Annotated in this window: 13 protein-coding genes; all 13 read right to left on the bottom strand. The window is 47.7% G+C overall.

What is annotated here, in order from left to right:
* Nucleotides 1–27 precede the first annotated feature (27 nt).
* Nucleotides 28–1,185, bottom strand: a complete 1,158-nt coding sequence (locus DVG78_RS12105) for a DUF3179 domain-containing (seleno)protein (RefSeq protein WP_114461334.1) — start codon at nt 1,183–1,185, stop codon at nt 28–30.
* A gap of 128 nt (nt 1,186–1,313) precedes the next feature.
* Nucleotides 1,314–1,877, bottom strand: coding sequence for a carboxymuconolactone decarboxylase family protein (locus tag DVG78_RS12100; RefSeq protein ID WP_114461333.1), 564 nt, complete (start codon nt 1,875–1,877; stop codon nt 1,314–1,316).
* Nucleotides 1,878–1,910: 33 nt separating this feature from the next.
* Nucleotides 1,911–2,456 (bottom strand): carboxymuconolactone decarboxylase family protein, encoded by a 546-nt coding sequence (locus DVG78_RS12095; RefSeq protein ID WP_114461332.1) that lies wholly within the window; start codon nt 2,454–2,456, stop codon nt 1,911–1,913.
* 196 nt (nt 2,457–2,652) lie between these two features.
* Nucleotides 2,653–3,903 (bottom strand): MFS transporter, encoded by a 1,251-nt coding sequence (locus tag DVG78_RS12090; protein ID WP_229598207.1) that lies wholly within the window; start codon nt 3,901–3,903, stop codon nt 2,653–2,655.
* Nucleotides 3,900–6,632 carry a TonB-dependent receptor gene (locus tag DVG78_RS12085; protein WP_114461424.1) on the bottom strand — a complete coding sequence of 911 codons (2,733 nt, stop codon included), beginning with the start codon at nt 6,630–6,632 and terminating at the stop codon, nt 3,900–3,902. The genes DVG78_RS12090 and DVG78_RS12085 overlap by 4 nt, the downstream gene beginning before the upstream one ends.
* 178 nt (nt 6,633–6,810) lie before the next feature.
* Entirely contained in the window at nt 6,811–7,383 is a 573-nt protein-coding gene (locus DVG78_RS12080) for a carboxymuconolactone decarboxylase family protein (protein ID WP_114461423.1), read from the bottom strand.
* A gap of 94 nt (nt 7,384–7,477) precedes the next feature.
* Entirely contained in the window at nt 7,478–8,023 is a 546-nt protein-coding gene (locus tag DVG78_RS12075) for a hypothetical protein (protein ID WP_147277064.1), read from the bottom strand.
* A 60-nt stretch (nt 8,024–8,083) separates the two neighbouring features.
* Nucleotides 8,084–8,539, bottom strand: coding sequence for a DUF4440 domain-containing protein (locus DVG78_RS12070; RefSeq protein WP_114461330.1), 456 nt, complete (start codon nt 8,537–8,539; stop codon nt 8,084–8,086).
* Between the two features lie 92 nt (nt 8,540–8,631).
* Nucleotides 8,632–10,179: a vanadium-dependent haloperoxidase gene (locus tag DVG78_RS12065; protein ID WP_114461329.1), complete on the bottom strand. Its 1,548-nt coding sequence runs from the start codon at nt 10,177–10,179 to the stop codon at nt 8,632–8,634.
* An 18-nt stretch (nt 10,180–10,197) separates the two neighbouring features.
* On the bottom strand, nt 10,198–11,109 hold the full coding sequence (locus DVG78_RS12060) for a hypothetical protein (RefSeq protein ID WP_374755718.1): 912 nt from the start codon (nt 11,107–11,109) through the stop codon (nt 10,198–10,200).
* 67 nt (nt 11,110–11,176) lie between these two features.
* Entirely contained in the window at nt 11,177–12,280 is a 1,104-nt protein-coding gene (locus DVG78_RS12055) for a hypothetical protein (protein WP_114461328.1), read from the bottom strand.
* Between the two features lie 121 nt (nt 12,281–12,401).
* A complete protein-coding gene (locus DVG78_RS12050) occupies nt 12,402–12,647 on the bottom strand; it encodes a hypothetical protein (RefSeq protein WP_114461327.1) in 246 nt (81 codons plus the stop codon).
* 81 nt (nt 12,648–12,728) lie between these two features.
* Nucleotides 12,729–13,277 carry a hypothetical protein gene (locus DVG78_RS12045; RefSeq protein ID WP_114461326.1) on the bottom strand — a complete coding sequence of 183 codons (549 nt, stop codon included), beginning with the start codon at nt 13,275–13,277 and terminating at the stop codon, nt 12,729–12,731.
* Nucleotides 13,278–13,284 lie beyond the last annotated feature (7 nt).

The raw sequence follows: 13,284 nt of genomic DNA, 5'->3' as shown, positions 1-13,284 counted from the left end.
TTGCATAAATCAAATTACCGCAGAAGTTTATTTAAACTGCTTGGTATCAGGATGAAAAGTCTGCCAACTGTGCCAATATTCCTGATAAGCGTTAACTTTCAATAAATCGGGTTTATTTGGGGTATAAGATTTACCGAGCAAGTTGTAAGCACTGCCTCCATCATCAAACAAAGAATCATTTTTGACCGTCAGCACCTGCCCTGGGGTAGCGCGGCGGAAAGCCGTAAAACTCTTATTATCAGAGGCCAACACAACGGTAATGGGCAAAAAACCGACCATGTCGTTGATGATCCGTTTCTTTTGCAACTGATTCCAATCGTAGGCTTTTACACCACTGCTCACCTCTACGCCCACCACCCAAGATTTTTCCTGCCAAGAGGCCGAATCTCGCTTCGTAAGTTTTCCTTTCCGCTTACCCGATTCATAGTTGCTCAATGAATCATATTCTTCTTGAAACTTCGTATCTGGCTGCATGACCAAACTGTTGGGGTACAACGCCAGCCATTGGGCAAGCGAAATTTGCGTAATCTCCAACTCCGGCAACGTTTGCCCTTTCAATGTCCCCGCAATGGCTTCGCCGTTGGCCTGCCGCCACCAACTCCCCGTGGTTTTGTCCTCAAACATGGCATTAAAATGGTCCATCCCTACGAGTCGAAACGTCTCGGGCTGACCATTTACCACAGACTCAAACACCCGCCCCGTGCGGCAAACCGTGCAATACGTAACAATGATGGATTTACCGCCTAATGTATCCCGCACCTGATGATGGTAGCCAATGTACTGAATCGGATAGGCCCGCGTCTGACCGTTGATTTCAACGCCAATTACTATACGTTCCTTATCAACCTTGTTTTCGGCGGCATTTTTAAAAGTCAAAACGGATGGTTGATAAAACATGGAATCGGCGGCCATTTCAAAATTGGCGGCATAGGTCACGACTGAAACAGCCAATAAGGCCAACCCCGCCCAAAACAGTCCCCATCGTCCCGCCCGAAAGGCTGGCAGCCCCCCAAGGAGTATCAAGCAACCCAATACACCCCGAAAAACCCACCGCCAAGAATGCAAAAAATAGGCCACATCAATGCTATTCAAACGTTGACTGCCCGGCATGGGCATGATGAAATACACGTTTGCAATTTCAAACAAAAGGAGACTCGCAATGCCGATATAAAATAAATTTTTCATGTGTTAGATAAAGTGTATTTTACAGATAATCAACTTATTAACATGTCATCACTTTATGGTTTTTGTAATTTTGTAAAATCCTCCGACAAAGTTGTCGGAGGATTCATATTCACTTCAACCTATGCTTACTAAGTGGCTTGGGGGGTATACTCCCCTTCTGCCGAGTATCCTTTTTGCGTAATTCTAGCGGCACGATAGCGGTAAATGTTAGGGTCAGACGGGGCAACCGTCGCCAAACCATCTACGTAGCGATTGAACATGCAAAAAGCCGCCGCAATCAGCACCGTATCGTGAATATCTTTATCGGTAGCGCCCTCGTGACGGGCTGCTTCCACCTGCTCAGTCGTTACATTTTTTCCGCCCTTCTGCACACTCCCCGCAATGGCCAAAAGCGCTTTCATTTTATCGGTCAACGGCGTTTGTTCATAATCCTCCTTTACGGCTTTTACAAACGACCAATCTTCATCACCGAGGTAAGCGCTCGCCACCGCACCGTGTATTGTTTGGCAAAATACACATTCATTTTGCGACGATACATAAGTCGCAATCAATTCGCGCTCCCCCCGACTCAGACCCTCGTCGGTTTGCAGAAGGGCATTAGCCAGTGCATTCATTGGCTCCGCCGTTTGGGGGCTGAATTTCATCGGGCCAAGGATTCCTGGCGCATTTTCGGGCAATTGAATATGTGGCATAATTGGTTTATGATTATCGTTTTAGTTAAAGGACTAGGGATGTTTAGGAGGGACATAACCCAACGTAGCCATGCGCTCGCCCATAGGTTCATACGCGCTTGGGTCGGTGGGTGTCAGTGTTGCCAAACCATCCACGTAGCGATTGAACATGCAAAAAGTAGCCGCAATCAGCACGGCATCGTGAATTTCGCGGTCGGTTGCTCCTGCCAAACGGGCATTGGCTACAATTTCATCCGATACCGTTCGCGCATCCTGCTGCACACACTGAGCAATGGCCAAGAGCATCTTCATTTTTTCAGAAACCGGAGCCGTTTGATAGTCTGCAATGACCGCATCCACGATTTCTTTATCGGTACCCAACAAATAACGGGCCGCCGCCGCGTGGCTACATGTACAAAAAGTGCAGTCATTTTGCGAAGATGTAAAGGCCGCAATTAATTCGGCATCCGCTTGACTCAGCGACGAATCGCCGCGCAAAAGTGCCTCGGCCAATGCGTACAGCGCGACCCCAGTATCGGGACGATAGGCCGCCAAACTGCGGATGCCCGGAAAACCTTCAGGTAATGAAATATGTGGCATGATTATACAAGTTTTATAGCTTAGGTTGAAGAAAAACAGGCCCATTAAGCAACAAGCCTGTTTGTACAATCATCAACCTATTATTTATGAATTCATTATCAATAATTTATAATCAACAAACAATATCATAACATTCAATCCCGCCCTTCCCCAATCATTTCCCTCTCTCATGGTATATTTGGAATGCATGGCCTATTCATTGATTATTTGTTTCTCTACTGAAAAAAGCCCCCGCCAACGACACCAAAAAAGCGACTGAAAAGGTCAGTAGCGCGTTGCTGAGTCCGCCGAAAAAAGCCACCATAGCCCCCACAAAAAACACCGAAGTAGCCGTAAAAAAACGCCCGATATTGAAGCAGAAACCTGCGGCCGTTGCCCGGATGACCGTCGGAAACAATTGGGGAATGTAGCCAGAAAGTGCCCCTTGACTAATGCCGAAAAACAACGACAGACACGCCATTTCGACATAGACAATCGGACTGAAACTCCTGTTGGTCAAAAACAATATAAACGAAACCGAAGCACAGCCCAAAAACGTAATAATGAGCGTTTTGCGAACACCAAGACTCTTTATCAAAAACCCCGAAAGTACGCCACCCACAATTCCACCCGAGCCAAGGAGCATCATCGTAATACCACGTTCTTGTTGGCCGTTTTGACCCGCTGGAAGTAGCGATTGCACCCACGTAGGTATCCACGAAAAAATCCCCCACAACCCAATGAGTACCGAACCAAATATGAGGGTTCCGATGATGAGATTGGGTCGATTGTGGGCGTCCCACAATTCGGAGGTTTGTTTATGATAGGTTTGGCGACTGCTCGCCCACGCAGCAGACTCTGGCAACCATTGTGTCATGGCCAAAGCGGTTCCGATGGGTATAATTCCCAACCAAAAAGCATCTCGCCAATTCGCAAAAAACACATTTAATCCGCCCGTGGTCACGATACCGATCGGAAATGCAACGGCCAAAATTCCCAGCGCAATAGGACGTGTACGGACGGGCCAGATTTCGGACAAATACACCGTCGAAATCAGCAACACCCCACCAATGCCCATCCCAGCGGCAAATCGGCAGGCAATGAGCGCATACCAATTTGGAACAAACACCGTGAGCAGAGTAGCTATTCCGTACAATCCCGTGACTAGCGCTAATGATTTTACCCGCCCGATGCGGTCACTAACCACCCCAAACGTAAGCCCGCCCCCCCCCCAGCCGTACAGAAAGGCGGCACCAATGTAAGCGCCCACTTCGCCCAAGCGCGCTTCAGATACAGTACCGCCGAGCAATTCGGGCACGGCCACGGGCAAATACACTGACATGAGCGTCGCTACCGTTCCGCCAAATAAATAGCTAATCATGCACAACGCAAACGCTAAATTTTGCGGAACCGAAGGTCTGTCTGTTAAGTGACCTACCAACGGATTTATTTTATCGACTTTCATCATCTCAGCAACTCGTCAAATGTCAAACTTACATAATATAATCCGCCCACCGCTGGCGAACCAAACGCCTGTACTACGTAGTTGTTGCCCAGATTCGACGCTCCCACTTTCACGATTGATTTCAGTTTGGGGAGTTTGTACGACACCTGAGCATCAATCAAACTATAAGCAGGCACCAATCCTGGGCGGTTTTCGGTAAATGTTCCGTACCACAAAAAGGCGTCCTGCCAATGCCACGCAATGCTGAAACCCACTTTATCGGTCAAACGGGCGTTGCTAAATGTCACGTTGGTTTTCCATTTCGGCGTGTTGAACGCTGGTACGTTGTTGGGGTTGGCGTCCAAAATATTGAACTGCGCCCACGTAGCGTTGGCCCCCAAACGATAGCCCTTGGCTAGCAAAGCCGTTATGCCACCACTTGCTCCGTTGGTCGAAACCTTGTCGGCGGCGTTGGTATAAAGCTGAAATGTTTGGCGCGTTGTGGTGCTCAAAATCTCCTGCGCAGCCGCAGGATTGACCGTACCATCGGCCAAAAGGACGTTGGCGGTATTGGGACGAATCACCACTTGGTTAATTAAAAAATTAGTGTATTTGCCGTGGTAATAACTTACATCAAACAACAATTGGTTGTTCAATACGCCTTTATACCCAATTTCAAACGCCTGCAATTGCTCAGGACGAATGTAAGGCACATTCGATTTGACTAACTTGTCTTTGTGCTTCGCAACCGCCTGAGGGAAAGGTGTTCCAGTGGCAGTCTCCTGACCAAACGCCGCGCCGAATGCACCTACCGAAGCCGCCGTGAATGAGTTTTCATAAGCGTTGAGTCCTACGGAATTAGAAGGTGCGCCACCCAATAAAATCAACGGCCCAACATTCAACTTGATGTATTGATCCACAACGGTCGGGTTGCGAAAACCCGTTTGGTAGCTTACCCGAATATGGTGATTCTTGGTCGGGGAATACACCGCTGAGGCCCGGGGGGTGAAATTGCCCGCAAAATTTTGGTTTTTGTCAAAACGACCAGATACCATCAGTTTCAACTTCTCCTCAAACAACGTTTTGGACGCTTGTACAAAAGCACCGTATTCTTTTACCCGTACTTTATTGATTTTGTCGTCAAATAAAGTACCGTTCGTATTCATATCATAATAGCGAATATTACCACCCGCCTGCACACTTAACCACGAAAAATGAGGTGTAAAATCATAGAGACCTTCGACGTGGTACATTTTGCACAAACTCAACACACCAGCCCCTTCCAATCCGTACAAATGACTGTATTTGTCTTTGGCGGTTTCAAAAGCAGCTGTACCCGGCAACACCCTACCATCGTCGGCAAACGTCCGCGCTATGTCATGGTTTTGGGGTGCTATTCCGTTTATTTTTCCGTTGTAAGCTGCGCCGTAGCGCTCAAACCAAGTGGCATCCGCTTTACCAGTAGGCACTACATTCCCGCTCAAATCCTTCACCCAAGTACGGTTGATAAATTGTCCCAAAGAACGCGTATTATAGGCATTTTGCGAGTTTTCAGCGACCGCGTAGGCCCGTACAAAAAAGTTAGCGCCTTTCAGTTCCACGCGCTGCTGCGTAAAACGAAAATCCCGCAACATATTGCGGCTGCTGCTAGTGTAGTTGGCCGTTCCTTGATTAAAATTGATTTGATAAATAGCCTCCAATTTGTCAGAAATGCGGTAATGTACCGCTGAATTAGCCTTAAAACTATATACATCATAAGTGGTTACGTCTTTTTCGTAATAGCCTGTACGCGATACCCGGCCGATGCCCGGCAATGTGGAAGCGACTTCATCGCCATAGATATTCAGGCTATTTTTACCCGGGTTGGCTGCGCCTCGTTTTTCCGAAGGAGTATTAGGGTCAATGTCAGTATAATCCGTGGCGTACCAATCCGTTCCTTTGATATAAGATGCATTTAATTTAAACGCAAAACGATTATTGAAGGCTTTTGCGTACCGAACGGCGGTTTCTGAAAAAGGCTTGGCTCCGCCACCATTGGGATCGTTGACGTGATTAATGCCTATTTTTTGTTGCACAATCAATCCCTGATAATCAAACGGGCTTTTGGTTTTGGTCATGAGCAACCCATTAAAAGCGGCAGGTCCGTACAATGCAGATGCCGCCCCTGGAATCAATTCAATAGACTCAACATCTAAATCCGACACGCCAAAAAAGCTACCCGCTGGAAACCCTAATCCCGCCGATTGGTTATCGACACCATCCGTCAGTTGTAAAAAACGACTGTTGCCAATGCTGTTAAATCCTCGCGTATTCACTTGTCGTAGCGTCAGTCCGCTCGTTACCATGTCTACTCCTTTGAGGCTGTTGAGTGATTCAAACATGGTGGCCGCTGGAGCTTGTTGAATGGCACGAGCATCCATTTTTTCAATGGTAACGGGCGTGCGTAGGCTACTCTCCTCAATCCGTGAGGCCGAAACCACTACCTGATTCAGGTCAGCCGTGCTTTCTTTCAACCCAATGGTGAGCGGTTCCGCAGACTGCACGTTTATTTCTTGGCGTTCGTAGCCAATCATTGAAATCACCAGCGTGGATGGAACGCTCGTGTTAAGCTCAAATTTCCCGTTTCCGTTGGTTACCGTACCCGTAATTTTCCCTTTCACCGCCACCGAAGCACCCACCAAAGGTTGGTGGGTTTCGGGGTCTGTAATGGTTCCCATCAAGCGCGTTTGCTGTGCCAGAACGGGGGAATTCATGGCTAAAATATAGGTAAAGAATATAAAAAGGTAGAGTTGTTTTTTCATTTCAGGAATGGGTACCCTTTTACCAAAAAGGGATTAATTCGTTCATGTACAGGGTATTCTCTGATACACAAACTGGTTGTGTAAAATTTAAAATAAGTAATCTTGGAAATTGTATTGGCTGGCTCTTTTCCTAAATCTCTTCGGAGGGTTTAGGTGTCTGATGCCCCCCTGGCGGTCGCATATACCCTCGCCCCACGATTCGCTCGCCCAAAGTTTCATAATAAGCGGGGTCGGTCGGGGCTACGGTCGCGAGTCCATCCACGTACTTGTTGTACAGACAAAACAAGGCTGCAATCAGCACGGTATCATGGATTTCGAGGTCAGTTGCTCCAGCTTGGTGAGCGCGTTCGATGGCCTCAGGCGTAACGGATTTTCCGCTTTTTTGGGTAAGGGCGGCAATATTGAGCAACGCCTTCATTTTGTCGCTAACGGGGGCCGTTTCAAAATCCAATTTGACCAATCGGGCTGTTTCTGGCTCGCCCAAAAGCATATCGGCGGCTTTGGTGTGAGCCGCTTCGCAAAAGTTGGTGCAGTTGCGCGACGACACAATCGTCGCAATCAGTTCGCGTTCTCCCTGGGTCAGCGTAGATTCGCCACGCAGTAAAATCTGCGTCAAATCACGAATCGGCAACGCAGTGTCTAGGCGGTATTCGAGCAAGCCAGTAATACCAGGCAAATGCTCGGGAAGTGGAATATGTGGCATGATTAAAGCATTGATTTTTAAGACAATAAAAAATACACGATTCACACTCCCACCGTTAAGCAGGAATAAATCATTGTTTTTTTAACCGTAAAAATCAAGCTAATTCGGGAGGCGGTGAAACCACACAATGGGCCCGAAAAAGAAGGGATAATTTATTTTTCTGCAATGGTGCGGCATCGGTTAGCCATTCTACTACATAAAAGACGTGCAACTGTTGAAACGAAACATACTCTTTCAACACCTGATTTGCCATGCTTTTGGAAGGTTTGGGACCATCAGTGGCATGGTCGTGAATGTGCTTGTTGATGTGTTCGGCCAGCGCGAAAAAATTGGCGCGGGCGTCGCGGTCGGGCTTGCAGGTGATATAGAGCGTATCGTTGAGCATGATTTGCTCGACCATTTCATAAAATTCATTGCCTACCTGCAATTTCCCCTGTACTGGTTGCGGAGCCGTCCAGTTGGTTTGATACGGCAACGAAACGGGCACTTTTACGGTAATATATTCCTGAGGTAACGGCATTTTTGACTCATTCTGCGGCGCATCCAATGCCACATTGCCCCCTAACCAATAGACGACGGAATAGCCGACCATGTTGTAGAGCAAAAGGCTGGCAAGCAGTATGGAAAGGAGTCTTTTCAATTGAATTAATTTTTAACCTGACAGGCCTTTCAAGGTCATTTCCAGACCCGTCAGGTGTAATTATGCTTTGCTTTTTTCGGGAAATGCGGATACGTGTTGCTCAATGATAAGCCATTTTCCTCCGCGTTTTTCAAAAACGAACAAGTAACGGACAGGCTTTTTTTCGTGTTGTCCTTCGGCATTATTTACGTCAAAAACCCATGAACCAGAACACGTCGCCACATCACCGAAAATTCGGACACGCTGGTCATTGTTAAGTACGGCCACGGGCTTTTTGGCAATCAATGTTTGTAAAAATGCTTTCCGTTCATCGGCCGTGCGGGCAACATTGATAAACGTTGGAAAAAACACTGCATCGCTGGCGTATTGGGCCATCACTCCCTCCAAATCGGCTTTTACTAATCCATTGTGCCAGTTGGTAATCTGCTGGGCCACTTCCTGTTTAGGACCTTCCTGCGCAAAACTGGTAGCACAAGAGAGAATAAGTACAAAAAATAATGCGCTAAATCGTTTCATTGACAAATAGTAAATGCCTTGCGAATCTTACAAAGCCGTTTTTAATGAATGCTAAGACAGTCCAAGACTGAAAACCTTGGAAAATCTAGAAGCTACAAGCCCGACCCATCGGCCTTGCCGCGTGCGATGGCGTAAGTTCCAATGACATTCCCGTGTTTTAAGCCCATTTCACAATCTACTCGGAAGTGAATCAAGCCATAAATCCGCGACACAGAGGCTTCGTCGGCCTGCGCTTTGAATTTCTCGGCCTGCTCAGGAAAGATATACCCCAAGACCGTAGCGGCTGCCGCCGAAAACGTAGAGTGACCAGAGGTATACGATGGAAAATTGGGCAAGCCTACCGAAGTCTTCAAACCAAACTGCTGAGGGCGAGGCGTATAGTAATAAAACTTCGCATCCCAACAGGCAATGCCAGCGTCCATTTCGGCGGTTCCCAACAGCGCCAGCGTGCGCGCCATCCGCACTTCACTAAACCGTGCTTCGTGGGCAGCGTTGGCGGCAGCGCGGTGCCAGTGGCCCGGAGGCGTATAGCTTCCCGCGCCGTCGGCCCAGTAGTTGGCAATGCGGGCCTGTTCACGGGTTTGGCTTTTGTTGATTTTACTCAATTCATCAAAATCTTTCTGCCACTCCGCCGAGCCCACCACATAAGGAATGGCGGGGCGAATTTGAGCCAACGTTGCTTTATCAAAATTCCAAGTTTGTACGGCCCCGTAGTTGGGCAACATCGGCGGACGAATCGGAACTTCTTGGCTCAGCCACGGTTCTTTGATACCGCGACTTTTGGCCGCCTCAATCATCCCTGCCGTAAGCGCTTGGTTGTTGGCAGCGCTCATTCCGTCGGTTCGGGCGCGGCCCATTACCTTTGCGGCTACGGCACCACCCAAAGCCGTACCTGCTGTCAGGTCACTTTGTACGTTCATCCCCGCCCATTGGCGGGCGTCCAAATGCTCTTTCATTTTTGCTTCCAAATAAGGCACTTCACCCGGAAACATCGCTTTCAGTATCGTCACCGAAGCCGCTGCAACCACCGCATCTTCTGAAGGATACGAAGGCAACGCCGAAACTGGCAACGCCACCCGAAGCGTGGCATCTACTTTTGACGGAGCGGCCCGTTTGTACTTGTATTTGTAATTCCAAGCCGAAACCAGCGCATCGTATTGGGCCACCGACAGATAAGCCAATGCCCGCGCCGTATAAGGCGGGGTAGCAAACGGAAACTTAGGATCCGCCAAGGGATTGGCCGCATCTGGAACGGGGTATTTCCCATCGGCGTTGGAAGCTGGTGGAATGTTGTAGCGCGCGGCCAATTCCCGCGCAATTTCATTCCAACGATACACCGCACCCGCACCCCAGTAGACCACGGCCTCTTGTTGCTCTTTGGTGAGGGTGTTCGATAGTCCTTTCAACGCCGCCAATTCTGCCACGTACTCTGGAGAGGTAACGGAAGTAGGAGTTGGAACATTGATTTCCTCCGACGAGGTAAGGAGATAGGTTTTCCACGAACCCGCTTTATCATCCACGTTTGCGGGCGAATACCCCACGCGTTGCGGCTCTTCAAGTGTTTTATCACACGCGGCCATTCCTACGACCATGGCAAAAGCTAAACCGCTGTATTTTAGAATATTTAAAAACTTTTTCATTCTCTTGATTAAATTCAATTATGATTTCTTTACCCCAAACTGATAAAGTACTCCTACCATGTAGCTTGTGCTTTGACCCATATTGAGGCCATTGGTTACGTACCCTACGCGGGCATTAACTCCCAGCGCTTTCGGTTGAAATTTACCGTACCAGCCCACCATCGTTGCCTGCATGTTATTGGTCGGAAAAGGCATGTCATTGCGGCGAATATTATCCCCGTTGACGCAAGAATTTCGCTCAGCCCAGATTTCTGTCTGCCATTTTTGTTTTAATATCCCAATCCTCGCGCCCATGTCGTATGCGTTGGGCACTTTTACTTCGTTGGTATTATACACCCGGTCGTCGGCCTGATAGGCATCGCGGTCTACGTTGATATTGCTACGCCACATGTAAGTTCCGTGGGCAGTAACGTAAATCCCCGTTTTAGGATGGGTATAATTAGCCAAAATTCGGCCCGATACCACCCGGCATTGCAAGCCAATCGACATCGGCAGAAAGTCAGGAACATAGTTACCTAAAGGAATCATCAGACCCGCTAATCCATTGATAGAGAAACCTTTTACATCCACTGCTTTCACTTTCAGCCATGCGCCCAAATCTTGAATCCCTTTCTGCCCCATCAAGTTGCCCGCGCTCGTTTTGGTCCATACGTAAGGCAGGCTCAAAATAACATTAAAGCGGTCGGTGATGCCAATGGCTGGCATTACCATTACGCTCTGGGTGGTGTGCGTACCGATGTTGAGGTTTTCACGTTTGAGGGTATTTTCCCAGTATTGATTCCAACTGCTGTGGGTATACATTGTCCCGATGCAGACAGTTCCTTTCGGCATATAAATGGCATCGTTCGGCATTTGAGCGCGCAACTCTCCGCTCCACAGAGTAGTGAGAGTTGCGGCCAAAAGAACGTTAAGTAAAGTTCTTTTTTTCATCTTGTGTTACAAGTTAGTTTTATTAAAATCCCGCCCTTAACGAGCGACCCGTCGATAGATTATTTATTTAAAACCAACGGCTTATGTTCACTGATACCGAATAATCTGCGAAGGCGGCATCACCATGACGTACACCCAGCGGGTCAAGTTTGTCGGAATAGCTTTTGATACGATTACGATAAAGAGCGTAAGGGACGGTCACCGCCGCCGAAAACTTGCCTTTCATGTACGCTACACCCGGCTCTACAGAAACAATATACCCGGGACGGCGGAAGCCTTTACTTCCTCCAAACACATCCGAAGAAGGCACTCCTTCTACGCGTCCGCCGAGCATCACCGAAAGCCCTCTTCCGAGGCTTTGGCTCAGGCCGATACGTCCCGCAAACTGGTCAGCAACGGAAAAATACCCCGTTACTAAATCAATGGTGGTTGCCTCTGGGCTGCGCAGTACGTTGTTGGTTTCTTTGGGATTGAACAGATAATAACCATTAAAATACGCCGTCAGTGATTTAGTAATCTGGCCATAACCCTGTAATTCAAGACTGTAGCCCACACCGCCATCTCCCAACTGAATCGACTGGTCGACAGGTTTATTGATTACATAATCCTGCTTTTCTTTGTTAAGCTTATGAAAATCACCCGTTACGCCCGAATTGCCCGTTGGAAGTTTAACTCCCGCGCCTAATGCAAAATTGAATTTGGGTAATTTATACGGGTTTCTCATCCAATACGTAGCCGATATGCGCATGTCTCCAATACCTTTTGAATAGGTATGAAAGCGTTTTTGGTCAGGATTGGCACTAACGGAATTGCCATAATGCTCATACAAAGACGAGCGGTCGTTGTATTGAATGGGTAAATTTACGGCAAATGACAGCCGCGCGTTGGGTTGGTAGCTAATACCCAAATCGAGGGCGTGCGAAAGGTTGATTACTTCGGTATTTTGTTCCAAACGCTCATGCTGTTCCACATCTCCTTTATAGTGACGGAATGAACGAAAATAACGATAGCCCGTGCTGATTTGCCATTGGCCATTCTTTTGTTTGAAATATTCAGCCGACGACAGTGAGTTGGCAGCAGTACAGCTCATATGCCTTACAGCGACACAGCCCTGCGAAAAACTTTCGGTAACAAACAACAAAGAAGCTAACGTGTAGAATATACGTTTCATAATTTTAATGCGATAATAGGTTATTAATAGATTCATTTGTCTACGGAGAGATTCCGTAATTAACCCATTTCGAGAAGTGACGACTGGTGTTTGTATGATTACAAAAATGTAATCTGTCTGCTTACTTCGCTGCCGTTTGGTTAGCTTCAATCAGTTTTGCCAATTGCCCAAGCGGAATGGCACAGCCTACCGAAGGAAGGTCTTTGACCGACACCTTGGTTGGACGTTTGGCACAATTCACGGTTTCTGACACACGACATTCGTTGAAATAACGAAGTGCGGCGGGTCTTTCTGATTGAGCAGAGGTATCACTGCAAGTAAGTATCGCGGTGGTTGATAACAACACCGCAAAGAACACCGTTTTCATTGGTTTCTCTCCATTGGATTAATAATTCATTTTTGGCAAGATGTAGTTTTCCCAGAGGGCAACACACTACCAATACGATAACTAACCTCGCTCGGGTGGCGGCGAATGGAGCAATTGAACCGATTGCAGAAGCGCTTGGTTGGGAGTGGCGTACAAAGAGCGTGGGAGCAAATTTGCCATCAGCGCGTCTGGCCATTCCGTGGATGTATTAGGAAGATATACTTTTACTAAATCACTCAATAATTTAACAGCTTTGCTTAGCGGACTTTCGGGCGAGTCGGCGGTTTGATCCGTAATTTCCTGAATCATCTCCGCTAGTTCAAAAAAGCGATCACGGGCGTGTTGGTTTGATTTTAAGGTTACGTACAGCGTATCGTTTTCATGGCGCTGATGGGTTACGTTATAAAAATCATCCCCTTTACGAATCAAGCCTTCCTGACCTTCTGAGTTCTCCCATGAATTATTATAAGGAAGGGTTGGCAAATGCATTTTAACCGTTTGCCATTGGTCATTTTTCATCACTGGCGACGCCGTCTGGTAGTCGTCCTCAAAAACCAATACCGCAACCGTCAGCCCAAACATGTTGTAGAGCAGCAGTAAAAGCAAGCCGATGGCGGTTAGTTTTTTCAATCAGAAA

Origin of the sequence: Runella aurantiaca (assembly GCF_003339505.1) — a bacterium.
Lineage (GTDB): Bacteria > Bacteroidota > Bacteroidia > Cytophagales > Spirosomataceae > Runella > Runella aurantiaca.
This window is presented reverse-complemented; position numbering and strand designations above follow the sequence as displayed.

What these genes read in the sequence shown, in the direction of transcription:
- DVG78_RS12105 (WP_114461334.1), bottom strand. Translation starts at nt 1,185, where the DNA reads ATGAAAAATTTATTTTATATCGGCATTGCGAGTCTCCTTTTGTTTGAA.
- DVG78_RS12100 (WP_114461333.1), bottom strand. Translation starts at nt 1,877, where the DNA reads ATGCCACATATTCAATTGCCCGAAAATGCGCCAGGAATCCTTGGCCCG.
- DVG78_RS12095 (WP_114461332.1), bottom strand. Translation starts at nt 2,456, where the DNA reads ATGCCACATATTTCATTACCTGAAGGTTTTCCGGGCATCCGCAGTTTG.
- DVG78_RS12090 (WP_229598207.1), bottom strand. Translation starts at nt 3,903, where the DNA reads ATGATGAAAGTCGATAAAATAAATCCGTTGGTAGGTCACTTAACAGAC.
- DVG78_RS12085 (WP_114461424.1), bottom strand. Translation starts at nt 6,632, where the DNA reads ATGAATTCCCCCGTTCTGGCACAGCAAACGCGCTTGATGGGAACCATT.
- DVG78_RS12080 (WP_114461423.1), bottom strand. Translation starts at nt 7,383, where the DNA reads ATGCCACATATTCCACTTCCCGAGCATTTGCCTGGTATTACTGGCTTG.
- DVG78_RS12070 (WP_114461330.1), bottom strand. Translation starts at nt 8,539, where the DNA reads ATGAAACGATTTAGCGCATTATTTTTTGTACTTATTCTCTCTTGTGCT.
- DVG78_RS12065 (WP_114461329.1), bottom strand. Translation starts at nt 10,179, where the DNA reads ATGAAAAAGTTTTTAAATATTCTAAAATACAGCGGTTTAGCTTTTGCC.
- DVG78_RS12060 (WP_374755718.1), bottom strand. Translation starts at nt 11,109, where the DNA reads ATGAAAAAAAGAACTTTACTTAACGTTCTTTTGGCCGCAACTCTCACT.
- DVG78_RS12055 (WP_114461328.1), bottom strand. Translation starts at nt 12,280, where the DNA reads ATGAAACGTATATTCTACACGTTAGCTTCTTTGTTGTTTGTTACCGAA.
- DVG78_RS12050 (WP_114461327.1), bottom strand. Translation starts at nt 12,647, where the DNA reads ATGAAAACGGTGTTCTTTGCGGTGTTGTTATCAACCACCGCGATACTT.